The following is a 24,460-nucleotide window of genomic DNA, read 5'->3' on the forward strand; positions in this document are numbered from 1 at the left end:
GAGGGGCTACGCCGGCCCAAGCCGCAGCACCCCGCCGCAGCCGCCGTCGCGCGGCGTCAGCATGCGGCCCGTCGGCACCGTCGGCAGCCCCAGCGCGATGGACGGGCAGGCGCGCTCCCCCGCCGGGCGTGGCAGCCAGAGCAGGCCGGCGATGGGCGCCACCGTCTCCCGCGTCACCGACACCACCAGCAGCGGGTGGCCGGGGGCGGCCGGGTCCTCGCGCCCCGAGCGCCAGGCCCGCAGCACCAGCCGCCGGTCCTCGGCGCCATCGGGCCGCGCCAGGATGAGCAGGGGCGTCACGCCGCGATCCATGACCGGCAAGGCGGGCAGCGCCATGGCCGGACCCCCCATGCCGAGCACCTGCGCGACGTTTGCCAGGGACCAGGGCGGCAGCTTCTGCCAATCGCCGAGGGCGGCCGCGAGCGAGGCCGCATCGCCCTGCCATTGCAGCAGGAACGGCTCCTCATCCTCGCCGCCGAGGTCGCTGCGATAGGCGGCGACGCTGCGCCAGCCGCCCTCCCGCCAGGGGGCCGGCAGCGGCAGCGGCCGCAGCGCATTGGCCTGCAGCACCGCCAGATCGGGGCCGATATGCGTCGCGATCCGCGCGCCGCCGACCAGCAGCAGCGCCGCCGCGACCAGCCCGACCAGCGGCATCGGCGCCACCGCGCGCGGCGGGATCGGGCCGAACCAGGCGGCGAGGCCGCTGACCACGATGAGGCCGAGCAACAGCCCGCCCACCACATCCGAGGGCCAATGCGCGGCGAGATAGATGCGCGAGAAGGCGATCAGCGCGATCAGCACCGTGATCGCGCCCAGCACCGGCCGCCGCCACCGCCCCGGCGCCCCCGCCGCGACCAGCCAGCCGAGCAGCCCGAGCGTCACCGCCGCCATGCTGCTGTGCCCGCTGGGGAAGGAGAAGCCGGGGGCGATCGGGGTCAGCAGCGGCGGGCGGCCGGCCTGCACGCCGAGCTTGATCGCCGTCATCGCCGCCGCCGCGCCGAGGATCGCGACCAGCACGCCGGCCGCGAGGCGGAACTGGCGGCGGAGCAGCAGCCAGCCGACGATCAGGGCGCTGACCAGCACGTTCATGACCGTATCGCCGAGCCGCGTCGCCGCCAGCATCACCGGATCGGTCCATTCGGTGTGCAGCGAACCGACCAGCCCCAGCACCGCGGCATCGACCCGCACGATGGTCTCGCGGCCGGCGACATCCTCCAGCAGTACCAGGAACCCCAAGGTGGCGCCGCCCGCCAGCGCCGCCAGCAGCGCCCCGCGCCGCAGATCGGCATGCTCGGCCGCGGTCGCATAGCGCCCGAGGTGGCCGGCGATGCCGCCGCGCGCCGCGGCCCAGCCGGCCAGGGCCTGCCGCCCCGCGCCGAACCAGCTCAGCCCCAGCACCGCGAGCCCCCGCGCCACCCAGAGCGCGCCCAGCACGAGCAGAAGCAGAATGGCCGCCGCCAGCCCGAGCCGCAGGCTGACCGCGCCGAGCCCGGCCAGGACCGTGCCCGCCAGCACCCCCGGCAGCACATGCGCCGGCGCCCAGACCAGCGCCGAGGCGATATTGGCCGCGTAGAACCGGCCCGGCGCCATGCCGAGCATCCCCGCGGCGACCGGGACCGTGGAGCGGATCACCGGCACGAAGCGCGCGACCAGGATGCTGCGGATGCCGTGCTGGCGGAAATGCGCCTCGGCCCGCGCCAACAGCTCCGGCCGGCGCGAGAAGGGCCAGAGCTTGCGCAGCCCCTCGCGATACCGATGCCCGATCCAATAGGACACCCCGTCCCCGGCGACCGCACCCGCCGCCGTGGCCGCCAGGATCGCCCAGAGGTTGAGATGGCCGAGTGCCACCAGCGCGCCGATCGCGACGATGATCGGCGTGCCCGGCACCAGCGCGCCGATGATCGCGAGGCTTTCGGCGGCGGCCAGCAGGAAGGCCACCGCCGCGGCCCAATGCGGATGCGCGGCGACGAGATGCGTCGCGCTGGCGATGAGGCCGCTCATGCGCGCCGCGCGGAGGTCAGGCGATGCGGGCGTAGGGCAGGCGGCGGGCCAGCCAGCAGCCGAGTTGCAGGCCCACCACCCGCCCCGCGTCGTCGCGCTGGAAGGCCAGCGTCCAGTCGCCCGGCGGGGTGTGGTCCAGCGCGCGCGGGCAGGGCAGGGTCCAGAGATCCGGCCCGGCCGGCTCCAGCAACTCCATCCGCCCCTGGCCGAGGAAGCCCGAGAAACCGCCGTAGAGCACGCCGCCGGCATCGGTGACGGTCAGCTCGGCCTCCAGCTCGGCGCAGCGGTAGCGGCCGGAGAGATCGGTCGCCGCCTCGCCCATGCAGGGGCGCAGCAGGCTGCTCTGGTTCTCCTGCGGGCGGTCCAGCCATAGCCCGTCCTCGGCCGGGCGCAGGGTGGTGGCGGCGCCGCCGATGCTGCCATCGGGGCGCAGGCCGAGCCGCTCGGCCGAATGGCCGTAGCGCAGCCGCAGCGGCCCGTCCGGCGCCGCATCGATGCGGACGGAGAGGCCGGTCTCGGGCTCGATGTAGGCGCCGAGCCAGGGGGGCGTGGGAACCGGCGCGAGCCTGGGCGGCACCTCGCCCAGCAGGGCGGCGAGCACATCCACCGCCGCGGCATGCGCATCGGAGAGGTGGTTGAACATCACCACGACCGAAATGCGCTCCGCCGGCAGATACATGCGGTGGCTGCGCCAGCCGCGCAGCGCGCCGCCATGGCCGATGGCGGCGCGGCCAAGCTCGGTGCCCCGGGACAGGCCGAAGCCATAGGGGGCGGTGCGGCCATCGGCGAAGGCGACGGGGCCGGCGAGGCGGCGGTACAGCCCGTCCGCGTCATCGCGCGTCGCGTCGATGTGCCGCTCCCAGGCGATCATATCCTCCAGGCTGGCGCCGAGGCCGGCATCGCCGGTCCAGAGGATGCGGTTTTCCGCCGCGCGGAAGCCGGTGGTCGTGTTGCCCTCATAGCCCTCGGTGCCATCCGGCATGGCGCTTGTATCGGCGGCCAGCAGCGCGCTCCCCATGCCGATGCGGTCGAAGACACGGGCGCGCAGCAACTCGGCGAAGCCGCGGCCGGTGCGGTCCTGCAAGATGTCGGACAGGATGCGGAAGTTCTGGTTGACGTAGGAGAACCGCGTGCCCGGCGCGAAGTGCAGGCTGCGCGTGCCGCCGATGACGCGGGCGGCCTCGGTGTCGCCGAAGGGGGATTCGACCGGCGCGCCATGCAGCATCGCCACCGCCCAGTAATCCCGCATGCCGGACTGGTTGTGGCAGAGGTGCAGCGCGCCCGGCGCCGCCTGTTCCAGCAGCGGCAGGCGGGCGGCGACGTCCTGGTCCAGCACCGAGGGATCGGGGAAGGCGTCGAGCAGCACCGCGCAGGTGAATTGCTTGGTGATCGAGCACATGCGGAACAGGCTGCGCGGCGTGAAGGCGATGCGGCGTTCGGCATTGGCCCAGCCCCAGGCATGGGCGGCCAGCACCTCACCCTCCCGCAGGACCGCCACCGCGCCGCCGGGGCCGGGATAGCTGCGGGGCAAGGCGGCGAGGGCGCGGTCGAGGGAGTCGGTCATCCCGGGCAGTTTTGCCCAAGGGGAGGCGCCGCGTAAGAGGCCCCCGGCTGGCGCGGATACGCGCCGGCCGGGGCGTCGCATCAGGTCACGCTGTACTCGGCCTTGCCAACCAGCATGTCGACCACGGTCGTCATCCAGATCATGTGCAGGCCCTCGACCACATTGTAGGCGCGCGAGCCGATCCAGAAGTCGATGTCGGAGAGGGCGCGGAGCTGGTTGTCCGGGGCGCTGCCGGTGAAGGTCACGACCTTCATGCCGCGGGACTTCGCGTATTTGGCCGCGGCCACCGCGTTCTTGGAATTGCCGGAGACCGAGATCAGCACCAGCGCGTCGCCGTCATCACCGTAGAATTCAACCGCCTTGGCCATGAAATTCTCATAGCCATAATCATTCGACAGGCAGGTGATGAGGTTCGGCTCGTTGAAATCGATCGCCCGCAGCCGGCCCTGCTTGGTAAAATCGACCGCGCCATGCGAGGCAATGGACGCGCTGGCGCCATTGCCGGCGAACATCAACTTGTTGCCGCTGGCCCGCAGCCCTTGGCAGAGGTCATAAAACGCGACAAGGCGTTCCTCGATGACCGGATTTACCAGGTTGGTTTGGTAAAGATTATAGTAATCATCGAGCCAAGATTTCCAGGTCATGATGAGTCTCCAAAAAGGTAACGATATGAATGCGGCACAATGCCAGCGAACCTGCCTCCGAGCAGGTTTCGTGCCGCGCCGTTTGTGCCGTCACATGGATCCGCGAGTATCGCCCGTATGGTTTTGGCGCCGGACAGGCGCGTTTCGCACAAGGCTGACGGCTGCCGCGCCAATCCGGGTTCCGTTTAGCATCCGCCGGGCGGGCTGCCAGCGCCGCTACGCGAAAGTTTACATCCACCGGTTGCGCCTGGCGTATCGATTGGCGGTCGATGGAGTGGTGTCCCCGGCGGGATTCGAACCCACGGCCCCCAGATTAGGAATCTGGTGCTCTATCCTGCTGAGCTACGGAGACGCCCGCGCCTCGCCTAGCACAGCTTCGCCCCCGAAAAAACCACCGGCCTCTGCCGCGATGCCTGCCACCCGCCTAGGCTCCGCGGTGCGACACCAAAGGGGCAGGACAATGAGCGGCACACGGGCGGGCAATCTCGGGGCGTATCGGCTGGAAGGCCGGGTTGCGGTCGTCACTGGCGGCAGCAGCGGCATCGGCGCCGCCACCGTCCGCCGCCTGGCCGCGGGCGGCGCCCGGGTCGTGGTCGGCTACAATGCCGGCGCCGAGCGCGCCGCCGCGCTGGTCGCCGAACTGCCGGGCGAGGGCCACCGGGCCCTGCATCTGCCGATGCAGGACACCGCCACCATCAATGCCGTCGCGGCCGAGGTGCGCGCGGCTTATGGACGATGCGACATTCTGGTGAATTCCGCCGGCTTCACCCGCGCCGTGCCGCATGCCGACCTCGATGCGCTGGATGATGCGACCTTCGACCGCATCCTGATCACCAATGTGCGCGGCCCCTTCGCCACCATCCGCGCCTTCGCACCGCTGCTGCGCGAAAGCGGCGATGCGGTGGTGATCAACGTCTCCTCGCTCTCGGCCAGCACCGGCATCGGCAGCAGCATCGCCTATTGCGCCTCCAAGGCCGGGCTCGACACCATGGGGATGTCGCTGGCGCGGGTGCTGGGGCCGGAGATCCGCATCCTCTCGGTCTCGCCCGCCGCGGTGGCCACGGATTTCGTGCCGGGCCGCAGCCGTGCGGCGGTCGAGAAGCAGGCCGCCTCAACCCCGCTGCGGACGGTGGCCGAGGCGGATGATGTGGCGCTCACGATCCTCGGCGCCATCACCCATCTGCGCCTGACCACGGGCAGCGTCATCGTCGTGGATGGCGGCCGACACCTATAGCCAGCCCTTGCGCTTGAAATACAGGATCGGGACGATCGCCGAGCAGAGCATGAAGCCGATCGCCATCGGATAGCCGAAGCTCCAGTCCAGCTCCGGCATCGACTTGAAATTCATGCCGTAGATGCTGGCGACCAGGGTCGGCGGCATCAGCGCCACCGAAGCGACCGTGAAGGTCTTGATGATCGCGTTCTGCTCGACGTTGATGATGCCGAGCACGGCGTCGAGCAAAAAACTCGCCTTGGCGTTGAGCACATTCGCATGCTCGATCAGGCTGCGCACGTCGCGCACCAGCGTCTTGATCAGCGGCTGGTTCTCCTTGCGCACCGCCGTCGCCTTCTCGGCGCTGACGAAGGTCAGGATGCGCGTCAGCCCGAGCAGGGTTTCCGAGGCGCGGGTGGTGACCTCACCGACCTCGCCGAGCACGATCAGCGCGTTCTTCAATTCGCGGTCGCGCACATTGGCCTTCATCTGGCCGCGCGCGGTGCGGAAGGCGGCCTGGCTCGCGCGGTCCATGTCGGCGCCGATCCGTTCCAGGATGTCGGCGAGGCGGTCCACGACCTGTTCGAACAGATGCAGCATCACCGCATCGGGGCTGGTCATCATCGCCTGCGGCTGGCGCGCCACCCGTGCGGCGAAGGAGGCAAAGGCCTTGGGCGTCGCATAGCGCACCGTCACCAGCGCGCTGGTCGCCAGCACGAAGGTGATCGCGGTCGAGCCATATTCCCCATTGTCCACGCCGTAGAGGAAGTTGGCGGTCAGGAAGAGGACGTCATCCTCCCGATACAGCCGCGAGGAGCTTTCGATCTCCTGCATCTCTTCCCGCGTCGGGATCTCGAAGTTCAGCGCGGCCTCAAGCTGGCGCCCTTCCTCCGGCGTCGGGTTCAGCAGGTCGAGCCAGACGGCGGCGCGCAGCGCCTCCGGCGTCTGGGCCCCCTCACGCAGCAGGACGCTGCCATTCTGCATGGCATAGGTGGTCAGCATGGATACGGGCGCTCCCGCGATTGGGGGGTGGCGGCGGCAGGCTTGAGCAAACCCGCTTTAGACCGGATTGCGGAGCCATGTCTAAAGCGATGAAATTGCTCGCGACGAGATTACGTCGGCGCGGGCTTTGGCAGGCCGAAGGCCTCCGACACGGCGAAGAAATCAGGAACCTCGGCATGGCGGCTGCCGGGCAGCGTGCCATCCGCCACCCGCACCAGGCGGCAGGCCCGCATCCCGGCGGCGGTGGCGGCGTCGCATTCCTCGGCGATGTCGGAGAGGAACAGGATCTCGCCCGGCGGCAGCCCCAGGGCGGCGGCGATGGCGGTGTAGGAGGCGGCCTCGCGCTTGCCGCCCACCCTGGTGTCGAAGAAGCCGCCGAGGAGCGGGGTCAGGTCGCCGGCCTCGGAATGGCCGAACAGCAGTTTTTGGGCCGCGACCGAGCCCGAGGAATAGACATGCAGCCCGACCCCCGCCTCGGCCCAGGCCCGCAGGCACGGGGCGACATCGGGCCAGAGATGCCCCTTCAGCCGCCCATCGAAAAAACCTTCCTGCCAGATCATGCCTTGCAGGGTCTTGAGCGGCGTCACCTTGGCATCCGCCGCCATCCAGCCGCGCAGCGTCTCGGCCGGGGGCTGGTCGGGCGCGAGGGCCGCGACCTCCGCCAGCAGCGCCGCCACGACGGGGTCCTTCACCCGTTCGGCCAGGAACCCGTCCAGCGCCGCGCTGGCGAAGGGGAACAGCCGATCCTTGACGAAGGCGATGGCGGAGGTGGTGCCCTCGATATCGGTGAGGATCGCGGTGGGGTGCTGACTCACGCGGCGGTCGCGGCGGGGAAGCGCAGGGCCATGTCCGTGCCGGTGTAATGCGGGGTCCAGCCGGAGGTGTCGGTGAAGACGCGGAGTGCCGTGAACATCGGCTGCTCGCCGGCGTCGAACCAGTGCTTGTGGTTGGCCGGCACGCTGATCAGGTCGCCCGCGGTGCAGCGTGCATCGAACACCCGCCCATCGGCGTGGATGACGAAATTGCCCGCGCCTTCGTGGAAGAAGCGGATCTCATCCTCGGTGTGGATGTGCTCGGACAGGAACTTCTGGCGCAGGGCGTCCTTGTTGGGATTGTCCGGGGTCAGGCGCAGCACGTCGCTGGAGCCCGCGGCACCGCCGGCCATGAAGGCGTCCAGGCGCGGACGATAGGCCTCCAGCACCGCCTCGGCCGAGGCCCCGGGGGGGAGGGGCGCGATCTCCCAGCGTTCGAAGCGCACGCCGATGCCGGACAGGATGGCGGCGATTTCGGCGGCATCTTCGGTCGTCGTCTGCACCTGGTTGGTGGCGGCGTCCCAGACAGTCAGGCGGCTCATGCGGATCTCCGTGTGGCAAGCTCGCACTCGAGCATGAATTCCAACGCCTCGAACCGGGCGAGGGCCCCCGGCATGTCGGCGGCCCAGATATAGGAACCATGCCCCCGGATCAGGTAGCCCGGCGGGGGCGATGCCCCCATGCCGTCCCATCGTGCCTCCAGCCCCGCCTGCATGCGGGCAATGTCCTGGTCATTGTCCACGACCGGGATCTCGGCGCTGGCGTCATGCGTGGGCAGGCCGGGAAATGCCTTCAACAATTCATATCCGGCCAGGGTCAGGCTGGGCCCCGCCGCGCGCGACAGCACCGTATTGGCGATGGAATGCCCATGCAGCACCGCGCCGGTGCCCGGAAAGCGGCGATAGACCCCGCAATGCAGCCCGGTTTCGGCCGAGGGGCGCAGCGCCGGGTTTTCGGGCTGCCCGGCCAGATCCACCACCATCAGCGACTCGGGTTTCAAAAACCCCTTGTGGTAGCCGGACCGCGTCACCGCAATGCGATCCGGCCCCAGCCGCATGGAAAAATTCCCCGCCGTGGCCGGCACCCAGCCGCGCGCATCCAGGCGGTGCCCGGCGGCGATGAGGGCCTCGGCGATCGCGGCGGGGATCGGGGTCATGTTCGGGCTTCCATCGGAAAGCTTCGTGCCTGCCAGAGCCACAACGCGCCGAGCACCGCCAGCCCCCCGACGTCGGTGAGGCCCTCCGGCGCCATCAGGCACAGCCCGCCGATGCCGCTGACGAAGCGAAGTGGCAAGGTGAGAGCGCCACGGCCCATCCAGCCCTCGGTCGCGCAGGCCAGGGCCCAGACGCCGAGGCTCGCGGTCGCGAAGGCGATCAGGATCGGCAGCAGCGGCCCCTGTGCCAGCAGCGCCGGGGAGAGCCAGAACATAAAGGGCACGATGAAGGTCGCGAGGCCGAGCTTCATCGCGATCATGCTGGTCCGCCACATATCCGCCCCGGCCATGCCGGCGGCGGCGAAGCTTGCCAGCGCCACCGGCGGCGTGATCGCGGACAGGATGGCGAAGTAGAAGATGAACATATGCGCGACCAGCGGATCGACCCCGACCCGGATCAGCCCCGGCGCCACCACCGCCGCGGCGATCGCATAGGCGGCCGTGGTCGGCACCCCCATGCCCAGGATGATCGCCACCACCATGGCGAAGATCATCGCCAGGAACTCGCTGTTGCCGGCGATCATCAGCAACATGCTGGCGAAACGCCCGCCGACGCCGGTCAGGCCGATGACCCCGGCGATCACCCCCGCCGCCGCGCAGACCGCGATCAACTGCATGCAATCCCGGGCGCTGGTGGTCAGCCCCGTCTCGATGTCCTGCGCGGTTTCCCAGATGGCGCCGAGGATGGCGCCCCCCAGGCCCTGGCCCCGCAGTGCCAGCCGATGGGCCAGCGCAGCGCCCAGCATCAGCACCAGCGTCGCGCCGATGCCCCAGGCGGCGGCGCGGAAGGGCGAATAGCCGATGAGCAGCATGTACAGCAGGATCACCAGCGGAGCGGCCATGTAGCTGCGGCGGCCGATATCGATCCAGCGCGGCAGCTCCGAGCGCGCCAGTCCGCGGATGCCGTTCTTGCGGGCATGCAGGTCGCAGTGGATGTAATTGGCGATGTAGAACAGCAGGGCCGGGATCACGCCCGCGAGCGCGATGTCGGCATAGGCCCGGCCCAGCACCTCCGCCATGATGAAGGCGCCGGCCCCCATCACCGGGGGGGTGATCTGCCCGCCGGTGGAACTGGTGGCCTCGACGGCCGCCGCGGTCGCGTTGTCATAGCCCACGCGCCGCATCATCGGGATGGTGAAGGAGCCGGAGGCGACGACATTGGCCACCGCCGAGCCCGAGATGGTGCCGAACAGGATGCCGGACAGCACCGTCACCTTCGCCGGCCCGCCGCGCGCGCGCCCGACCGCGGCCAGGGCCAGGTCGTTGAACCAGTCGCCGGCCTTGGAGGTCTGCAGGAACCCCGCGAAGACCACGAACATGATGATGAAGGTGGCGCTGACCTGGATGATGGTGCCGAGCACGCCATTGTAGCCGAAGATCTCGGCCAAGGCGGCATCCCAGGTCACGCCCTGGTGGTAGAGCACGCCCGGCAGCCAGGGGCCGGCGAAGCAATAGGCGATGAAGGCCAGGCAGATGATCGGCATGATGATGCCCGCCGTCCGCCGGGTGAATTCCAGCACGATCAGCAGGCCGACGAAGGCCGCGAGCGAATCGCGGCCGCTGGGGCCCATGAAGGAGCGCATCTCGATGCCGCTCGCATCGCCGATGTAATGCAGCGGAATCAATATGCAGAGGAAGATCAGCGGCCAGTCGTACCAGGGCACGCGGGTCGCGACCGGCCCCGCACCGGGGGCAAACAGGGCAAAGCCGAGCGCCGCGCCGCCGAAGACGTGCACGGTGCGGCTGATGGTCGGATCGACCGGTTGCACCAGCAGGATCCACAGGTGCCAAGCCACGAAGACCGCCGCAACCGCACGCCAGACCAAGCCTTGCCACCCCGCGAGCGCACGCCGCGTGGTGGCGAATTCGATGTCATCTACGGCCGTCACCTCTGCGGCCGTCACCTCTGCCGTGCGCGCCTCACTCATGCGTTTTCTCCCGTTTTGATTCGGGCTTTAGCACAGAGTTTAGCGAGGGGCAGACATGCAAGCGCCGCCGGGCCCATTTGGGCCACGGCGGCGCGTCACGCCATTGCCGGCCCCCGAAGGGGCCTGGCCACCTCAGGCCCAGGTCAACTCAGGCCGCAGGGCGGCTCGGGTGCTGGGCCGGGGTCGCCGTGCTGGTCGCTGCGGCCGGGCCCGGAATGCTGCCGGCCGGCGGCGCGGTCGGGGCCTGCGCCTCCATGGAGGCGTCGGGCTCTTCTTCCTTCATGTTCGCCTTGAAGGATTTGATACCCTTGGCCAAGTCGCCCATGAGGCCGCTGATCTTGCCGCTGCCGAAGAGCAGCAACACAACCAGCAGCACGACAAGCCAGTGCCAAATGCTGAAGGAACCCATCGTCGCGCCTCAATCCCTTTGCGGCGCCGGGCAATACGCCCCGCTGCCGTGTCTTGACCTGCCGGTTTCTAGGCGTTCATCCGGCGCCACGCAAACAGGTGGGCCGATGCCGCCCTGCCGCGGCCTTGGAAGCACAGACATGGCCCCGCTGACCGCGAAACTCAACCATCTTCGTGCAGGGATATTGCCCGGCAGGCCGAACGAGCCCGCATGACAATGCGGACATGTCACAATGCCCGGGCGATCCGCGCCACATCCTGGCCCGCCGCGCTGGCGGGGTGGCGGGTCAGCAGCGCGGTCTGGTGGCGAATGGCATCGGGGACCTTCGCGTCGTTCCGCACGATGCCGGCCAGGGGCAGCTCCCGTTTCAGGAAATTCCGCACCGCCGAGGCCAGGGCGCCATGGGTCCGCGCCCCCGCCCTGGCATCGGCCGCGCGGTTGACCACCAGCCGCAGGTCCAGCCCCGGCACGTCCCGCCAGGCGAGCTTCATCGCGGCATAGGCGTCGGTCAGGCTGGTCGGCTCATCCGTGGCCAGCACCAGCAGGATATCGGCCGCCGCCGCCAATCGCCGCGGGGCGGCATCCAACCCGGCGCCGCAATCCAGCACCAGCGCGTCCCGCGCCTCCGCCCCCGCCTGTAGCAGCCCGGCCAGGACGGCGGGATCGGCGCCCAGCAGCGCCCCGCTGCCGCTGGAGCCCGCCAGCACCGAAAAGCCGCCCACCTGCGTCACCGCATCCTCCAGCGGCATGTGCCCAACCAGCACCTGGGCCAGACCATGGGGTGGGTTCAGCCCAAGCTGCACATCGACATTGGCCAGCCCAAGGTCGCCATCGACCAGCAGCACCCGTTGCCCCGCCTCGGCCAGGGCCTGGGCCAGGGTCACCGCGAACCAGGTCTTGCCGACGCCCCCCTTGCCGGAGGCGATGGCGATGATGCGGCCGCGAGGGACAGGGGGGGTCATGCGGCGGCCTTCATGCGAGGGTCGGAGAGCCGCATTCGCGCGGCGAGCCATTCGGGGGTGAGGCGGGTGAGCCCATCCGCCGCACCGGTGCCGGTGCCGGCCAGGTCCAGCGCCAGGCCCGCGGCCTCGGCCGCCATCAGCCAGCCGGCCCAGCGCCGCGCGGCATCGAGCCGTGTCGGCAGCATCCAGCGCGCGCCGATCGCGCGCGCGGCGCGGGCGGTATCGGCGGCCTCGGCGGCATCGAGCCCGGCGGGCAGCACCAGCGCCGCATCGGCCGCGGCGATGCGGCAGAGCCCGACCAGCGCCTCGGCCGCCGCAAGGTCGAGCAGGTCGCAGCCGGCGCTGTCGATCAGCACGGGCTGGCCCGCGACCCGCCGCGCCAGGGCGCGGGCCAGGGCCGCCGGCGTTTCCGCCACCACCAGCCCGAGGCCGAGCACGCGGGCGAAGGCCGCGAGCTGTTCCACCGCCCCGGCGCGGGCGGCATCGGCCGCGACCAGCAGCGGTGCCTGGCCCGTCAGCGTCATCCGCGTGGCGAGCTTGGCGAGCGTCAGCGTCTTGCCGCCGCCATGCGGGCCGAACAGCAGCAAGGGCCGCGCGATGCCATCGGGGAGCGGCTGGAACGACAGCCGGGGCGGGGCCGGCACGGGCGGGAGGGGGAGGGGCTCCGCTTCGGGCGGTTCCAGCCCGGCGGTGATCTCGACCCCACCGGCGACGCGGGTGGAGGAGAGGATGATCGCCTCCTCGCCCATCTCGGCACGGATGCGCGCCATCGCCTCGGCCATGCGTGGAGCGCGAAAGGTTTTCAGCCGCATCGGCTGATCCTGATCCTGATCCTGGGCCTACGCGCCTTGCCGGTTGGTGAAGGCATCAGACCGTGCCGATGGTGCGGATGCGGGCGCGGGGATGGATCTCGGTCTGCGCCAAAACGGCGGTGCTGGGCCGGAAGCGTTCGATGATGGCGCGGACATGGCCGCGGATCGCCGAGCTGCATACCAGCACCGGCTGTTCGCCGGCATTGGAGGCGGTGTCGAAGGCCTCCTTCACCGCCGCCATGAAGCCATGCAGCCGCGACGGCGCCATGGCCAACTGCCGCTCATCCCCCGACCCCACCAGGGATTCGGCGAAGGCGGCCTCCCATTCCCCCGACAGCGCCAGCAGCGGCACATAGCCATTGGGGCCGCGCGCGGAATCGCTGATCTGGCGCGCGAGGCGCGCGCGCACCGTCGCCGTCATCACCGACAGGCTGCGCCCGCCGGCCACCGAGGATTCCTGAATGCCCTCAAGGATCGTTGGCAGGTCACGGATCGAGACGCGTTCGGAGAGCAGCGCCTGCAACACCCGCTGCACCCCGCCGATGGTGACCTGGGAGGGGATGAGGTCGCCGACGATTTTCTGATGCTCGCGGGGGAGTTCGTCCAGCAGCTTCTGCGTCTCGGCGTAGGACAGGAGTTCGGCCATGTGCTCGCGCACGATCTCGGTCAGATGCGTCGCCAGCACGCCGGCGGCATCGACCACGGTGCAGCCGCGGGCCAGCGCCTCCTCGCGCTTCGCATCCTCGATCCACAACGCGGGCAGGCCAAAGGTCGGCTCCTGACAGCGTTCGCCCGGCATGTCGGGCGCGGTGCCGGAGGGGTCGATCGCCAGCAGCAGCGGCGGGCGCAAGCGGCCGCGCCCGGCCTCGATCTCCTTCACCCGGATCGCGTAATGGTCGGGCGGCAGTTCCAGATTGTCCTGGATGCGGACGGAGGGCAGCACGAAGCCCATCTCCTGCGCGATGGTGCGGCGCAGGCCCTTGATCTGTTCGGTGATGCGCGGCGCATCCCCCGCCGCCAGCGACAGCAAGCCATAGCCAAGCTCCAGCCGCAGCGGATCGGTGCGCAGCGTCTCGGCGATGGGCGCCTCGCCCGGGGCGACCGTGGGCGCCACCGCGGCGATCTCGGCGCGCTGCCCCGACTTGCGCGCGGCCCAGGACGCGGCCCCGGCGCCGCCGGCAATCGCCAGGAACACCAGCATCGGCATGCCCGGCATCAGCGCCAGCAGCACCGCGGCCCCGGCGGCGAGCATCAAGGGCTTCTCGCCCCCGCCCAACTGCGCCATCAGCACCTTGTCGGCGGTGCCCTCGGTGCCGCCCTTGGTGACCACGATGCCGGCGGCGATCGAGACCAGCAAAGCGGGGATCTGCGACACCAGCCCATCGCCGACGGTGAGGAAGGAGAAGGTGGACACGGCCTCGCTGAACGGCAGCCCATGCCGCAGCACACCGATGCCGATGCCGCCGACGAGGTTGATGCCGGTGGTGATCAGCCCCGCGATGGCATCGCCGCGCACGAATTTCGCGGCACCATCCATGCTGCCGTAGAAGCCGCTTTCATCCTCCAGCGCCTTGCGGCGGGCGCGGGCCTCATCCTCCTGGATGGTGCCGGCCGAGAGATCGGCGTCGATCGCCATCTGCTTGCCCGGCATGGCATCGAGGCTGAAGCGCGCCGCGACTTCGGCGATGCGGCCCGAACCTTTGGTGACCACCATGAAATTCACGATCAACAGGATCGCGAAGACGATCAGCCCGACCAGCACATCCCCACCCATGAGGAATCCGCCGAAGGCGGAGACGACATGCCCGGCCGATGACGTGCCCTCATGCCCCTGGGTCAGGATCGCCCGCGTGGTCGCGACATTCAGCGCGAGGCGCAACAGTGTGGACAGCAACAGGATGGTCGGGAAGGACGTGAAATCCAGCGGCCGCTTCAGGAACAGCGCGACCATCAGCACCAACACCGACAGCGTCACGGAAAACGCGAGCCCGGTATCCAGCAGGAACCCCGGCAACGGCACCACCAGCACCACCACCAGCCCGATGACGCCAAGCGCGAGCCCGACGTCGCTCCCCGGCAGCGCGCGCGAAACCCAGCCCGGCAGGGTGAAGGATCTCATGCGCCGCGCAAGGCATCCGACGGGAGGGCCGCGAACGGCCCCTGGCCCGGCACCGGCGGCACCGCGAGGCCGGCGGCGCGGTAGTCGTGCAGCTTGTTGCGCAGGGTGCGGATGGAGATGCCGAGGATCTCCGCCGCCCGCGTGCGATTCCCCAGACAATGCCCCAAGGTTTCGAGGATCAGGTCGCGTTCCACCGATTCCACCGTGCGCCCGACCAGGGCGGTGACCGGCGCCCCCGCCAGGACTGGCGCGGCCTCCCCCGCCACCGCATCCTGCCGCCGTGGCGGCGCGAGTTCCAGCGCCTCGGGGCCGATCTCATCCTCGCTGGCCAGCAGCACGGCGCGGTGCACGGCGTTTTCCAGCTCGCGCACATTGCCGGGCCAGGGATGCGTCAGCAGCGCCGCGCGGACCTGCGGCGCGAAGGGGCGCGCGGGGAGGCCGTTGGCTTCCGAATAACGGGCGGCGAAATGCTCGGCGAGCGGCAGGATGTCGCCCTGGCGCTCGCGCAAGGGCGGCAGCCGCAGCCCGATGACGTTGAGGCGGAAATACAGATCCTCGCGGAACCGCCCGGCCGCGACTTCCTCCACCAGGTCGCGGTGGCTGGCGCAGAGGATGCGCACGTCGATCTTCACCGGCGCCTGGCCGCCGAGCCGGTCCACCTCGCGTTCCTGGATGGTGCGCAGCAGCTTGGCCTGCAACCGCGGGTCCATCTCGCCGATCTCATCCAGCAGCAGGGTGCCGCCATCGGCCTGTTCGAATTTGCCGCGCCGTGCGGCGACCGCACCGCTGAAGGCGCCCTTCTCATGCCCGAACAGCTCGCTTTCCAGCAATGCTTCCGGCAAAGCGGCGCAGTTCAGCGCGACGAAGGGTCCGCGCGCGCGGCGCGAATGGCGATGGATGTAGCGCGCCAGCACCTCCTTGCCGGTGCCGCTCTCGCCGCCGATCAGAATGGAGGCATCGGCGCGCGCGACCATCGCCGCCCGCGCCAGCAGCGCGACCATCACGGGATCGGCGTGGATCGGCGCATCCGGCTCGCCGGCTGCCGCGGCCAGCATGGCGGCGATCAGATCGGCGTCGGGCGGCAGCGGCAGGAACTCCTTCGCCCCCGCCTCGATCGCGCGCACCGCCGCATCGCCATCGGCATCGCGCCCGCAGGCGACGACCGGGCAGGCGATGCGCTCGGCCGCAAGTGTGCGCACCAGCCAGGGCACATCATGCCGCAGGTCGCAGAGGATCAGGTCCGCCCCCTCACCGCGCGCGATCGCCATGCCGCCGGTCACCCCCTCGGCATGGCGCAGCCGCGCGCCGCGCGCGGTGGCGATGCGGGCGGCAATGCCCAACTCGCCTTCGAGGCCACCGATGATCAGCAACCGGGTCATGGCGCGCGATCCGCCTTGACGATCTCGGTCATGGTCACGCCGAGGCGGTTGTCCTCGACCAGCACGACCTCGCCCCGCGCGACCAGGCGGTTGTTGACGTAGATGTCCACCGCCTCGCCCAGCTTGCGGTCCAGCTCCACGACGGCGCCACGGCCGAGTTTCAGCAACTGGCTGACCTGCATCGTGGCGCGGCCGAGCACGGCGCTGACCTGCACCGGAATGTCATAAACCGCCTCCAGGTCGCGGTTGGGGCCGGCGGCGGGGCGTGGTGCCTCGGCCGCGCTGTCCACCGGCTGGAACCCGTCCGAACCGCTCATGCTGATTGCTCCTTGTCGTCGGCGAGCCCGAAGGCGGCCAGAATCTCGTGTATGGCGCGGCGGCGGTCGGCGAGGCGGGTTTCGACGCCGCCATCCTCCCAGACCAGCCGGGCATCGCCCGGGGCCAGGGCGGGATCGCCCTGCACCGGCGGCCCGTGCTCGCCGAGCAGATCCGTGACCGTTGCAACCAGCGCCGTCGCCACCAGGCAGCGCGGCTGCCGCCCGGCGGTCAGCGTCGCGGCCATGCGTGTCGCGGCCCGTGCGGCCTGCGCGGCGCCGTCATGCGCAGCGGCATAAGGCAAAGCCGCATCCAGGGCCGCCAACAGCAGCCCGGCGAGGGCCGCGGCATCTTCCTCGGCACGCGCGACGGCGGCGGTGGCGGCGGCCTCCAGCCCCTGCGCCAGCGCCGCCAGGCTGCGCGCGGCCTGGGCGGCGTCCTCCCCGCGCGCCTCGGCGAGGCCGGCGGCGCGCCCGGCGGAAAACCCGATCTCGCGCGCCGTCGCCCGCGCCTCGTCCAGCAGCGCGTCGAGGTCCTGTGCCGAAGTGTCCTCGGGCGGCGGCGGCGGGGGCGGCGCGTCGAGATCGGGCAGCAGCAGTCCGGTGCGCAAGGTGGCCGTGATCCGCGTCACTGGCTGGCCGGAGCCGAGCGGAGAGGAGATGAACGCCGCCATGCTATTCGACCAGCTCGTCGCGACCCTCGGCGAGGCGGATCTGCCCCTGCGCCGCGAGGTCCTTGGCCGAGGCGACGATGGAGACCTGCGCCTCATCCACATCCTTCAGCCGCACGGGGCCGAGCCCCGCGATATCGTCGCGCAGCATCTTGCCGGCGCGCTCGCTCATGTTGCGCAGGAACAGGTCGCGCAGATCCTGGCTCGCGCCCTTCAGCGCGATGGTCAGCCGGTCCTTCTCGACGCCGCGCATCAGGATCTGGATGCCCGCCGCATCCAGGCGTTGCAGATCGTCGAAGGTGAACATCAGCCCGCGGATGCGTTCGGCGGCATCGCGGTTGCGTTCCTCCAGCGCGCCCAGGATGCGGCTCTCCGAGGCGCGGTCGAGGTTGTTGAAGATCTCGGCCATCACCTCATGCGCATCGCGCCGGTTGGTGCGCGCGAGGTTGGACATGAACTCCATCTTCAAGGTGCGCTCGACCCCTTCCAGCGCCTCCTTCTGCACATTCTCCATCCGCAGCATCCGCATCACCACCTCCATGGCGAAGGATTCCGGCAGCAGCGACAGCACGCGCGCGGCGTGGTCGGGCTTCACCTTGGAGAGCACGACAGCGACGGTCTGCGGGTATTCGTTCTTCAGATAATTCGCCAGCACCGCCTCGCTGACATTGCCGAGCTTCTCCCACATGGTGCGGCCGGCGGGACCGCGGATCTCCTCCATGATCTGCGCCACCCGTTCCTTGGGCAGCGACTTCATCAACATGCGTTCCGTGGTCTCGAAGGAGCCGGTCAGGCTGCCGGCGCTGCCGAGGCTGCAGGCGAATTCCTCGCAGAGCTGCTCCACCGTATCGGCGGTGATGGTGCCGAGGCCGGACATCGCGATGGAGAGGTCGCGCACCTCATCCTCATGCAGCCGCCCAAGCAGGGTCACGGCATGCGCCTCGTCGATCGCGAGCAGAAGGGCCGCGGCCTTCTGCGGCCCGGTCATGCCGTTCAGGCTCATTGGGGTGTCTCCGCATGCAACCAGCCACGGATGACGCCGAGCGCCTCCTCTGGATGCGCATCAAGCAGTTTCGCCAGCCGGGCCAGTGAGGAGGCCCGCATCTGGCCGGCGATATTCGCCAGGCTGACCATGCCGTCCTCCCCTTCATCGGTCAGCGCCAGCATGGTGCCGGGGGCGCCCAGCGCGGCCGGGTTCGGCGTGCCATCGGGCAGCAGCGCCGGCACCGCGGCGCCCGCCTCGGCCGAGGCCAGAACGCTCCGCGTCGTCAGCGCCGCCACGAGCTTGCCCGCCACCGGCCGCGCCACGGCCAGCAGCGCGACCAGCGCGACCAAGGCAAAGACCGAACTTTCGATCAGCCGCGCGACGGTGGCCGGCGACAATCCAAGCAGCGCCGGCGCTTCCTCCATCCCGGCACCCGGCGGCTCGGCGAAGCGCAGCGACACCACCTCGACATGGTCGCCGCGCCGTTCGTCGAAGCCGACGGCGCCGCGCACCAGCGTGACCAGGCGTTGCAACTCCTCCGGGGTGCGTTCGCGGAAGGTGCGCGGCTGCCCCTCCCAGACCCCATCGACCAGCACCGCGACGGAGAGGCGCTTCATCACCGGATGCTCGCGCTGGACGTTGCGCGTGGTGCGGCCGATCTCGAAGTTGGTGGTCTCCTCCTGCCGGCTCTCCTGGGTCTGCGGCCCGGCGGCGGCCTCGGCGCCCGGCAGTTGCGTGGCGACCGAGGCGACGCCGCCTTCACCGCTGCGGTTTTGTTCATTCACGGTCTGGGTGCTGCGCGGAACCTGATTGTCGGGGTCGAAGCGTTCCTCGACTGTGGTGACACGCTCGAAATCCATCTCGGCCGAAACCTCGGCGCGGACCCGGCCCTGGCCGAGGCTGCGTTCGAGCATTTCCTCGACGGCACGCGCGAGGCGCATTTCCAGCGCGCGGCGCGCTTCCTCCTGGCTCGCCGCCCCGGCCGGCCCATTCAGCGCCTGCCCGCCGCGCGCCAACAACTCCCCCCGGCTGTCCACGATCGACACGCCCTGCGGCCGCAGCCCCGGCACCGCCATCGAGACGAGGTGCAGCACCGCCTGCACCCCCTCGCGATCCAGCCGCTGCGCGCCCTGCATGGTCAGCACCACGCTCGCCTGCGCCTCGCCCCGTTCGCGGGAAAAAGGTTCGCGGCGTGGCAGCACCAGATGCACCCGCGCCCCGCGCACGCCCGACAGGCCACGGATGGTGCGGGCCAGCTCACCCTCCAGCGCCCGCAGCCGGTTCACATCCTGCTGGAAGGGGGTGGTGGTCAGGGATTCGCCGCGATCGAAGATCTCGTAGCCGACGCTGCCGCCGGCCGGCAGGCCGTCACGGGCGAGGGCGAGGCGCAGCCGCGCCACCTGCTCCTCCGGCGCGAAGACCTGGGCGCCGCCGCCGCCCAGCCGATAGGGGACGTGCTGGCGTTCCAGCGCCGCCACCACCTGCCCCGCGTCCCGCGCGTCCAGATCGGCGTAAAGCAGCGCCATCGCCGGCTGCCCGGCGCGCAGCGCCAGCCAGAGCACCAGCCCCAGCACCGCAACACCCACCCCGGCCAGCCCGGCCAGCCGCGCGGTGCCAAGGCTGCGAAGCTGGTCGATCACGCCCCCTGCCTCGGGGGCGCCATCGGGCACTCATGCATCAGGCGCGTTCGTCGCATCGGCCACCCCCGTCACGGCGTTTTGCCGCGACCGTCGGCAGAAAATGCCGGGGTGGCCTTGCGAAAGAGTTAAGGTCGCCGGGTCAGCGGCCCTTCTCGGCCCGCCAGGCGGAGAAAACCTCCCGATTGGCGGGATCGGTCATCGGGTAGAGGCCGCGGATCGCATGCCCCGCCGCCACGCGCTCCAGCACGAAATCCTCGTAGATGGTCTGCTCGAAGCCTTCCTTCGCCACGTCATCGGCGATGCCGGCGGGGATCACGACCACGCCCTCGCCATCGCCGACCATGATGTCGCCCGGAAACACCGGCACGCCGCCGCAGGCGATGGGCAGGTTCAGGTCGATGCAGTGATGCAGGATCAGATTGGTCGGCGCACTCGGCCGGGAGTGATAGGCGGGCATGTCCATGGCCGCGATCTCCGGGCTGTCGCGGAAGCCGCCATCGGTCACGATGCCGGCGACCCCGCGCCGCATCAGCCGGGTGACGAGGATGCCGCCGGCGCTGGCCGCACGCGCATCGCCACGGCTGTCGATCACGAAGACGGCGCCGGGCGGGCAGGTCTCCACCCCCTTGCGCTGCGGGTGCTCGGGGTCCTTGAAGGCATCGAGCCCGTCCAGATCCTCACGCGCGGGGATGGTGCGCAGGGTGAAGGCGGGGCCGACCATGCGGGCCGCACCCGGGTTCAGCGGCAGCACACCCTGGAGGAACAGGTTCCGGTAGCCGCGCTTGAACAGCACCGTGGTCAGCGTCGCCGTGGATACGGTCGCGAGCTTGCGCCGGGTTTCCTCGTTCATTGTCCATGCTCCTCCTGGGGTGGAGCTGCATAACGCGGGCCGGCCAAAAGGGCTACGCGGCCGCCGCCGGCAGTCCTGGCCGGCTGCGGCGCCCGACCGCGGCCCCCACCAGCAGCAGCGCCGGGCCGCCGCCGGTCCAGTCGCGGCCCTCGGCGGCGACGCTGGCGAGGCTGCCCTCCAGCACCCGCTGATGCTGGGTGCCGCCGGATTCGATCAGCGCCGCCGGGGTCGTGGCCGGCATGCCCGCCGCGGCCAGCCCCGCGGCGATCCGGGCCAAGGTGGTCACGCCCATGTAGATCGCCAGCGTATGTCCAGGCCGGGCCAGGGCGGCGAAATCCAGATCGACCTCGCCATTCCGGGTGTGGCCGGTCGCCAGCACCAGCGCGCGGGCGGCATCGCGATGGGTCAGCGGGATGCCGGCGGCGGCGGCGCAGGCCAGGGCGGCGGTGACGCCTGGCACGACCTCGAAGCCGATGCCGGCCATGTGCAGGGCCTCGGCCTCCTCGCCGCCACGGCCGAAGACGAAGGGATCGCCGCCCTTCAGCCGCACCACCCGCTTGCCCTCGCCCGCGAGGCGAACGAGCAAGGCGTTGATCTCCTCCTGCGGCAGGCAGTGGTTGGCGCGGGACTTGCCGACAAAAATGCGCTCGGCGTCGCGGCGGGACATGTCCAGCACCTCGGCGGTGCCGAGGCGGTCATGCACGATCACATCCGCCTGCCCCAGCAGCCGCAGCGCGCGCAGGGTCAGCAGGTCCGGCGCGCCGGGGCCGGCGCCGACCAGCCAGACGAAGCCCTGGGGCGCGGGTTCGGCGGTTGCCAGTGCTGCGGCAAAGGCGGCCTCGGCCCCCGCGTCATCGCCGGCCAAGGCCAGGCTGGCGGGCGTCCCGGTCAGCGCCGCATCCAGGAAGCGGCGCCGTGCCGCCAGATCCGGCAGCCGCTGCCGCACCGCCGTCTGGAAGCGCGCCAGCAGGGCGGCGACGGCGCCGAGGCGCGGATGCAGCGCGGCCTCGATCGTCTGGCGCACCATGCGGGCCAGCATCGGCGCGGCGCCGCCGGTGCCGATGGCGATGGTCACCGGGTCGCGGTCCACCACCGCCGGCATGATGCAACTGCATAGCGGCGGCCGGTCCACGACGTTCACCGGAATGCCGCGCGCGATGCAGGCCGCGTGCAGCGCGACCAGCTCGGCCTCCGGCGCATCGGCGCCGATGGCCAGGACGCAGCCCTCCAGATCGGCCGGATCGAAGGCCGGCCGCTGCCGGATCGCCGCCCCGGCGGCGGCGAGCAGCACGGCTTTTCGCTGGGCGACCTCCCCCATGCCGAGCAGCAGCACCGGGCGTCGGTCGAGGTCGAGGAAGATCGGGAATCCGCGCATGACCGTCAGATAGCCACAAGCGGGGCGGCAAGCAGCCCCGCGATTTCGGGGCGGCAGGCGCCACAGCCGGTGCCGGCGGCGCAGGCGCCACCGACCGCCGCGACGGTTTCGGCGCCCGCGGTGATGGCGGCCTCGATCGCCGCCCGGCTGACGCCGTGGCAGGCGCAGATGGTGGGCGAGGGCGGCGGGCCGAGCGCGGCCTGCCCGGCCAGCAGGGCGCGGCGCAGCGCCGCATCGGCGGGGCCGCCGGCAAAGGCGGCGGCGAGCCAGTCGAAGCCCGGCCCGGGGGCCTCCCGCGCCAGCGCGATCCAGGCGGCGGGGGCGCCGGCGGCATCGAAGGCGACGCCGCGAAACAGCCCGGCCTCCGGCGCGGCCAGCAGGCGCCAGACCAGACCGGGCGCATCGAGCGCGCGGCGCAGCGCGGCAAACCCCTCGGCTGGATCGCTCTGCCCGGCCAGATCATGCCGCCACAGCCCGCCCGGCAGCGGCGCGCGGGAGAGCAGCGGCGCGGCGCCATCCGGCAGCCGGACACGGGCCACCACGGCGGCGAACCAGCGCGCCGGCCAGGGCGAAACCCGCACCGGGGCGTGTTTCAGCTCCGGCTGGCCGCTGACCGGATCGACCGCGACCGGCACCAGCGGGTTGGACCGGCCGGAGGGCGCATAGACATCCGACCAATGCATCGGCAGGAAGCCGACCCCGTGCGGCAGGCCCGGATCGGCGGTGACGCCGACCAGCGCGGTCTCGCCCTGGCCCTCGATCTGCGCCACCGCGCCGATGGCGGCGGCCTCCTCCGGGTGCAAGGCGAGCTTGGGCGCGGGGTGCTGCGCCATCAGCCGTGGCACCGGCCCGGTGCGGGTCATGGTGTGCCACTGGTCGCGCAGGCGCCCGGTCAGCAAGGTCACCGGATGGACCGCATCCGCCATGTTCGCGGGCGGGCGCCAGGGGGTCGGTACCAGCCGCGCGCGGGCCGGCGCATAGCGGCGCGGCCCCCAGCGCAGCGGCGCCAAGGCGTCGTATGCGGCATCGCTCAGATCGGCGAGGGACGAGATGTCGAAGATGCGCCCCGCCTCCGGGACCAGCCCGGTCAGCGCCGCGTGTTCGCGGAAGATATCGGCGGGTCCGGTCCAGCCAAACGCATCGGCGCGGCCGAAGCGTGCCGCGACCCCGGCGATCGCCCACCAATCCGGCCGCGCCTCGCCCGGCGGCGTGAGGAAGCCGCGCTGGCGGCTGATGACCCGTTCGCTGTTGGTCACCGTGCCGGATTTCTCGCCCCAGGACAGTGCCGGCAGGCGGATGCGGGCACGGACCATGCTGTCCGAGGCGCGGGTCACGTCGGAGGCGACGAGCAAGGGGGCCCGCTCCATCGCCGCGCGCACGCCGGCGCTGCCGGGCAGCGAGACGGCGGGGTTGGTCGCCATGGTCCAGAGCGCGCCGATGCGGCCCTGGCCGAGGGCCGCGAAGATCTCGGTCGCGATCATCCCGGGCTTGCGCGGCAGCGCGGGCGCGCCCCAGGCGGCGGCGACGGCGGCATGTTCGGCGGGTTCGGAAAACCGCAGATGCCCGGCGAGCATGGTCGCCAGCGCGCCGACCTCCCGCCCGCCCATGGCATTGGGCTGGCCGGTCAGGCTGAAGGGGGCGGCACCCGGCTTGCCGATGCGGCCGGTGAGCAGATGGCAGTTGATGATCGCATTGGCCTTGTCCGCCCCGGCGACGGATTGGTTCACGCCCATGCTGAACAGCGTGACCACGCGCTCGGTCGCGGCGAACATCGTGCAGAAGCGCGCGATCAGCGCGGGGTCGAGCCCGGTCAGCGCGGGGGCATCGATGCGGCGGGCCTCGGACACGGCCTCGGCCGCATCCGGCGCGTCATGGCCCTGGTCCGCAAGATGCGTGAGCAGGGCGGCGAACAATGCCACATCGCTGCCGGGGCGCAGCGGCAGATGCAGTTCCGCACCTTCGGCGGTCGCGGTGCGGCGCGGGTCGATGACGACGATTTGCATCTCCGGCCGCGCCGCGCGGGCCGCGAGCAGTCGTTGGTGCAGCACCGGATGGCACCAGGCGAGGTTGCTGCCGACCAGCACCACGAGATCGGCAAGCTCGATGTCCTCATAACAGCCGGGCACGACATCCTCGCCCCAGGCACGGGTATGGGCGGCGACGGCGGAAGCCATGCAGAGGCGGGAGTTGCTGTCGATATTCGCGGTGCCGAGGACGCCCTTGGCGAATTTATTGGCGGCGTAATAATCCTCGGTGAGCAACTGGCCGGAGACGTAGAGCGCGACACCCTCCGGCCCGCGTTCGGCCAGCGCCGTGCGAAACCCCTCGGCGACGGCATCCAGCGCCGCATCCCAGGAGGCGCGCTTGCCATCCACCTCGGGGAAAAGCTGCCGGTCGGGCAGGTCCAGCGTCTCGCCCAGCGCCGCACCCTTGCTGCACAGCCGCCCCTGGTTGGCCGGATGCGCCGGATCGCCCGCGATCGGCCCCGAGGGCCGCGCCAGCACGCCGCAGCCGACCCCGCAATAGGGGCAGGTGGTGCGCGTGGCGGGGAAGGAGGTGCCGTCCAT

Annotated in this window: 21 protein-coding genes and 1 tRNA gene; 1 reads left to right on the plus strand and 21 read right to left on the minus strand. The window is 71.2% G+C overall.

The genetic code is table 11. The features are described 5' to 3' along the window. Positions 1 to 6: 6 nt before the first annotated feature. The 4 genes from C8P66_RS15075 to C8P66_RS15090 form a co-directional block, all read right to left on the minus strand. A complete protein-coding gene (locus C8P66_RS15075; protein ID WP_111399107.1) occupies positions 7 to 2,001 on the minus strand; it encodes a bifunctional DedA family/phosphatase PAP2 family protein in 1,995 nt (664 codons plus the stop codon). A gap of 16 nt (positions 2,002 to 2,017) precedes the next feature. Beyond that, positions 2,018 to 3,565, minus strand: a complete 1,548-nt coding sequence (locus tag C8P66_RS15080) for a D-aminopeptidase (RefSeq protein ID WP_111399108.1) — start codon at positions 3,563 to 3,565, stop codon at positions 2,018 to 2,020. Between the two features lie 80 nt (positions 3,566 to 3,645). After that, a complete protein-coding gene (locus tag C8P66_RS15085) occupies positions 3,646 to 4,209 on the minus strand; it encodes a D-sedoheptulose-7-phosphate isomerase (protein ID WP_111399109.1) in 564 nt (187 codons plus the stop codon). 275 nt (positions 4,210 to 4,484) lie between these two features. After that, positions 4,485 to 4,561 (minus strand) — tRNA-Arg (locus C8P66_RS15090). Between the two features lie 108 nt (positions 4,562 to 4,669). Here C8P66_RS15090 and C8P66_RS15095 point away from each other — a divergent pair. Beyond that, the gene (locus C8P66_RS15095) at positions 4,670 to 5,443 is read left to right on the plus strand and encodes an SDR family NAD(P)-dependent oxidoreductase (RefSeq protein ID WP_111399110.1); all 774 of its coding nucleotides are present in this window, start codon (positions 4,670 to 4,672) and stop codon (positions 5,441 to 5,443) included. Here C8P66_RS15095 and corA read toward each other — a convergent pair. From corA to C8P66_RS15180, 17 genes are all read right to left on the minus strand, one after another. Next, entirely contained in the window at positions 5,438 to 6,424 is a 987-nt protein-coding gene (corA, locus tag C8P66_RS15100) for a magnesium/cobalt transporter CorA (RefSeq protein WP_111399111.1), read from the minus strand. The genes C8P66_RS15095 and corA overlap by 6 nt on opposite strands. Positions 6,425 to 6,534: 110 nt before the next feature. Continuing rightward, positions 6,535 to 7,239: an acireductone synthase gene (mtnC, locus tag C8P66_RS15105; RefSeq protein ID WP_111399112.1), complete on the minus strand. Its 705-nt coding sequence runs from the start codon at positions 7,237 to 7,239 to the stop codon at positions 6,535 to 6,537. Then, positions 7,236 to 7,778 (minus strand): 1,2-dihydroxy-3-keto-5-methylthiopentene dioxygenase, encoded by a 543-nt coding sequence (locus C8P66_RS15110; RefSeq protein ID WP_111399113.1) that lies wholly within the window; start codon positions 7,776 to 7,778, stop codon positions 7,236 to 7,238. Before C8P66_RS15110 ends, mtnC begins: the two co-directional genes overlap by 4 nt. Further along, on the minus strand, positions 7,775 to 8,392 hold the full coding sequence (locus C8P66_RS15115) for a methylthioribulose 1-phosphate dehydratase (protein ID WP_111399114.1): 618 nt from the start codon (positions 8,390 to 8,392) through the stop codon (positions 7,775 to 7,777). The genes C8P66_RS15110 and C8P66_RS15115 overlap by 4 nt, the downstream gene beginning before the upstream one ends. Continuing rightward, positions 8,389 to 10,377: a TRAP transporter permease gene (locus tag C8P66_RS15120; protein ID WP_111399115.1), complete on the minus strand. Its 1,989-nt coding sequence runs from the start codon at positions 10,375 to 10,377 to the stop codon at positions 8,389 to 8,391. Before C8P66_RS15120 ends, C8P66_RS15115 begins: the two co-directional genes overlap by 4 nt. Before the next feature lie 148 nt (positions 10,378 to 10,525). Then, positions 10,526 to 10,786, minus strand: coding sequence for a twin-arginine translocase TatA/TatE family subunit (locus C8P66_RS15125; protein WP_111399116.1), 261 nt, complete (start codon positions 10,784 to 10,786; stop codon positions 10,526 to 10,528). Positions 10,787 to 11,013: 227 nt separating this feature from the next. Beyond that, on the minus strand, positions 11,014 to 11,748 hold the full coding sequence (locus tag C8P66_RS15130) for a nucleotide-binding protein (protein WP_111399117.1): 735 nt from the start codon (positions 11,746 to 11,748) through the stop codon (positions 11,014 to 11,016). Further along, positions 11,745 to 12,560, minus strand: a complete 816-nt coding sequence (locus C8P66_RS15135; protein ID WP_111399118.1) for a GTPase — start codon at positions 12,558 to 12,560, stop codon at positions 11,745 to 11,747. Before C8P66_RS15135 ends, C8P66_RS15130 begins: the two co-directional genes overlap by 4 nt. 55 nt (positions 12,561 to 12,615) lie before the next feature. Then, entirely contained in the window at positions 12,616 to 14,679 is a 2,064-nt protein-coding gene (flhA, locus tag C8P66_RS15140; protein WP_111399119.1) for a flagellar biosynthesis protein FlhA, read from the minus strand. After that, on the minus strand, positions 14,676 to 16,058 hold the full coding sequence (locus C8P66_RS15145; protein WP_111399120.1) for a sigma-54 dependent transcriptional regulator: 1,383 nt from the start codon (positions 16,056 to 16,058) through the stop codon (positions 14,676 to 14,678). Before C8P66_RS15145 ends, flhA begins: the two co-directional genes overlap by 4 nt. After that, on the minus strand, positions 16,055 to 16,375 hold the full coding sequence (gene fliN / locus C8P66_RS15150; protein WP_111399121.1) for a flagellar motor switch protein FliN: 321 nt from the start codon (positions 16,373 to 16,375) through the stop codon (positions 16,055 to 16,057). The genes C8P66_RS15145 and fliN overlap by 4 nt, the downstream gene beginning before the upstream one ends. Beyond that, the gene (locus C8P66_RS15155; protein ID WP_158537262.1) at positions 16,372 to 17,004 is read right to left on the minus strand and encodes a FliH/SctL family protein; all 633 of its coding nucleotides are present in this window, start codon (positions 17,002 to 17,004) and stop codon (positions 16,372 to 16,374) included. Before C8P66_RS15155 ends, fliN begins: the two co-directional genes overlap by 4 nt. Before the next feature lie 43 nt (positions 17,005 to 17,047). Beyond that, complete coding sequence (gene fliG / locus C8P66_RS15160; RefSeq protein WP_245903559.1) at positions 17,048 to 18,046, minus strand: flagellar motor switch protein FliG; 999 nt, start codon at positions 18,044 to 18,046, stop codon at positions 17,048 to 17,050. Further along, positions 18,043 to 19,668: a flagellar basal-body MS-ring/collar protein FliF gene (fliF, locus tag C8P66_RS15165; protein ID WP_245903562.1), complete on the minus strand. Its 1,626-nt coding sequence runs from the start codon at positions 19,666 to 19,668 to the stop codon at positions 18,043 to 18,045. The genes fliG and fliF overlap by 4 nt, the downstream gene beginning before the upstream one ends. Before the next feature lie 139 nt (positions 19,669 to 19,807). Continuing rightward, positions 19,808 to 20,518, minus strand: a complete 711-nt coding sequence (locus C8P66_RS15170) for a ribonuclease activity regulator RraA (RefSeq protein WP_111399124.1) — start codon at positions 20,516 to 20,518, stop codon at positions 19,808 to 19,810. Positions 20,519 to 20,570: 52 nt separating this feature from the next. Further along, the gene (gene cysG / locus C8P66_RS15175) at positions 20,571 to 21,893 is read right to left on the minus strand and encodes a siroheme synthase CysG (protein ID WP_111399125.1); all 1,323 of its coding nucleotides are present in this window, start codon (positions 21,891 to 21,893) and stop codon (positions 20,571 to 20,573) included. A gap of 5 nt (positions 21,894 to 21,898) precedes the next feature. Beyond that, on the minus strand, positions 21,899 to 24,460 hold the full coding sequence (locus C8P66_RS15180) for a molybdopterin oxidoreductase family protein (protein ID WP_111399126.1): 2,562 nt from the start codon (positions 24,458 to 24,460) through the stop codon (positions 21,899 to 21,901).

The organism is Humitalea rosea, assembly GCF_003253705.1.
Classification (GTDB): domain Bacteria; phylum Pseudomonadota; class Alphaproteobacteria; order Acetobacterales; family Acetobacteraceae; genus Humitalea; species Humitalea rosea.

Excerpts from the sequence above, each read along its gene's own strand:
- C8P66_RS15075 (WP_111399107.1), bottom strand. The coding sequence starts at position 2,001 with ATGAGCGGCCTCATCGCCAGCGCGACGCATCTCGTCGCCGCGCATCCG.
- C8P66_RS15080 (WP_111399108.1), bottom strand. The coding sequence starts at position 3,565 with ATGACCGACTCCCTCGACCGCGCCCTCGCCGCCTTGCCCCGCAGCTAT.
- C8P66_RS15085 (WP_111399109.1), bottom strand. The coding sequence starts at position 4,209 with ATGACCTGGAAATCTTGGCTCGATGATTACTATAATCTTTACCAAACC.
- C8P66_RS15095 (WP_111399110.1), top strand. The coding sequence starts at position 4,670 with ATGAGCGGCACACGGGCGGGCAATCTCGGGGCGTATCGGCTGGAAGGC.
- corA (WP_111399111.1), bottom strand. The coding sequence starts at position 6,424 with ATGCTGACCACCTATGCCATGCAGAATGGCAGCGTCCTGCTGCGTGAG.
- C8P66_RS15110 (WP_111399113.1), bottom strand. The coding sequence starts at position 7,778 with ATGAGCCGCCTGACTGTCTGGGACGCCGCCACCAACCAGGTGCAGACG.
- C8P66_RS15115 (WP_111399114.1), bottom strand. The coding sequence starts at position 8,392 with ATGACCCCGATCCCCGCCGCGATCGCCGAGGCCCTCATCGCCGCCGGG.
- C8P66_RS15120 (WP_111399115.1), bottom strand. The coding sequence starts at position 10,377 with ATGAGTGAGGCGCGCACGGCAGAGGTGACGGCCGCAGAGGTGACGGCC.
- C8P66_RS15125 (WP_111399116.1), bottom strand. The coding sequence starts at position 10,786 with ATGGGTTCCTTCAGCATTTGGCACTGGCTTGTCGTGCTGCTGGTTGTG.
- C8P66_RS15130 (WP_111399117.1), bottom strand. The coding sequence starts at position 11,748 with ATGACCCCCCCTGTCCCTCGCGGCCGCATCATCGCCATCGCCTCCGGC.
- C8P66_RS15135 (WP_111399118.1), bottom strand. The coding sequence starts at position 12,560 with ATGCGGCTGAAAACCTTTCGCGCTCCACGCATGGCCGAGGCGATGGCG.
- flhA (WP_111399119.1), bottom strand. The coding sequence starts at position 14,679 with ATGAGATCCTTCACCCTGCCGGGCTGGGTTTCGCGCGCGCTGCCGGGG.
- C8P66_RS15145 (WP_111399120.1), bottom strand. The coding sequence starts at position 16,058 with ATGACCCGGTTGCTGATCATCGGTGGCCTCGAAGGCGAGTTGGGCATT.
- fliN (WP_111399121.1), bottom strand. The coding sequence starts at position 16,375 with ATGAGCGGTTCGGACGGGTTCCAGCCGGTGGACAGCGCGGCCGAGGCA.
- fliG (WP_245903559.1), bottom strand. The coding sequence starts at position 18,046 with ATGAGCCTGAACGGCATGACCGGGCCGCAGAAGGCCGCGGCCCTTCTG.
- C8P66_RS15170 (WP_111399124.1), bottom strand. The coding sequence starts at position 20,518 with ATGAACGAGGAAACCCGGCGCAAGCTCGCGACCGTATCCACGGCGACG.
- cysG (WP_111399125.1), bottom strand. The coding sequence starts at position 21,893 with ATGCGCGGATTCCCGATCTTCCTCGACCTCGACCGACGCCCGGTGCTG.
- C8P66_RS15180 (WP_111399126.1), bottom strand. The coding sequence starts at position 24,460 with ATGGACGGCACCTCCTTCCCCGCCACGCGCACCACCTGCCCCTATTGC.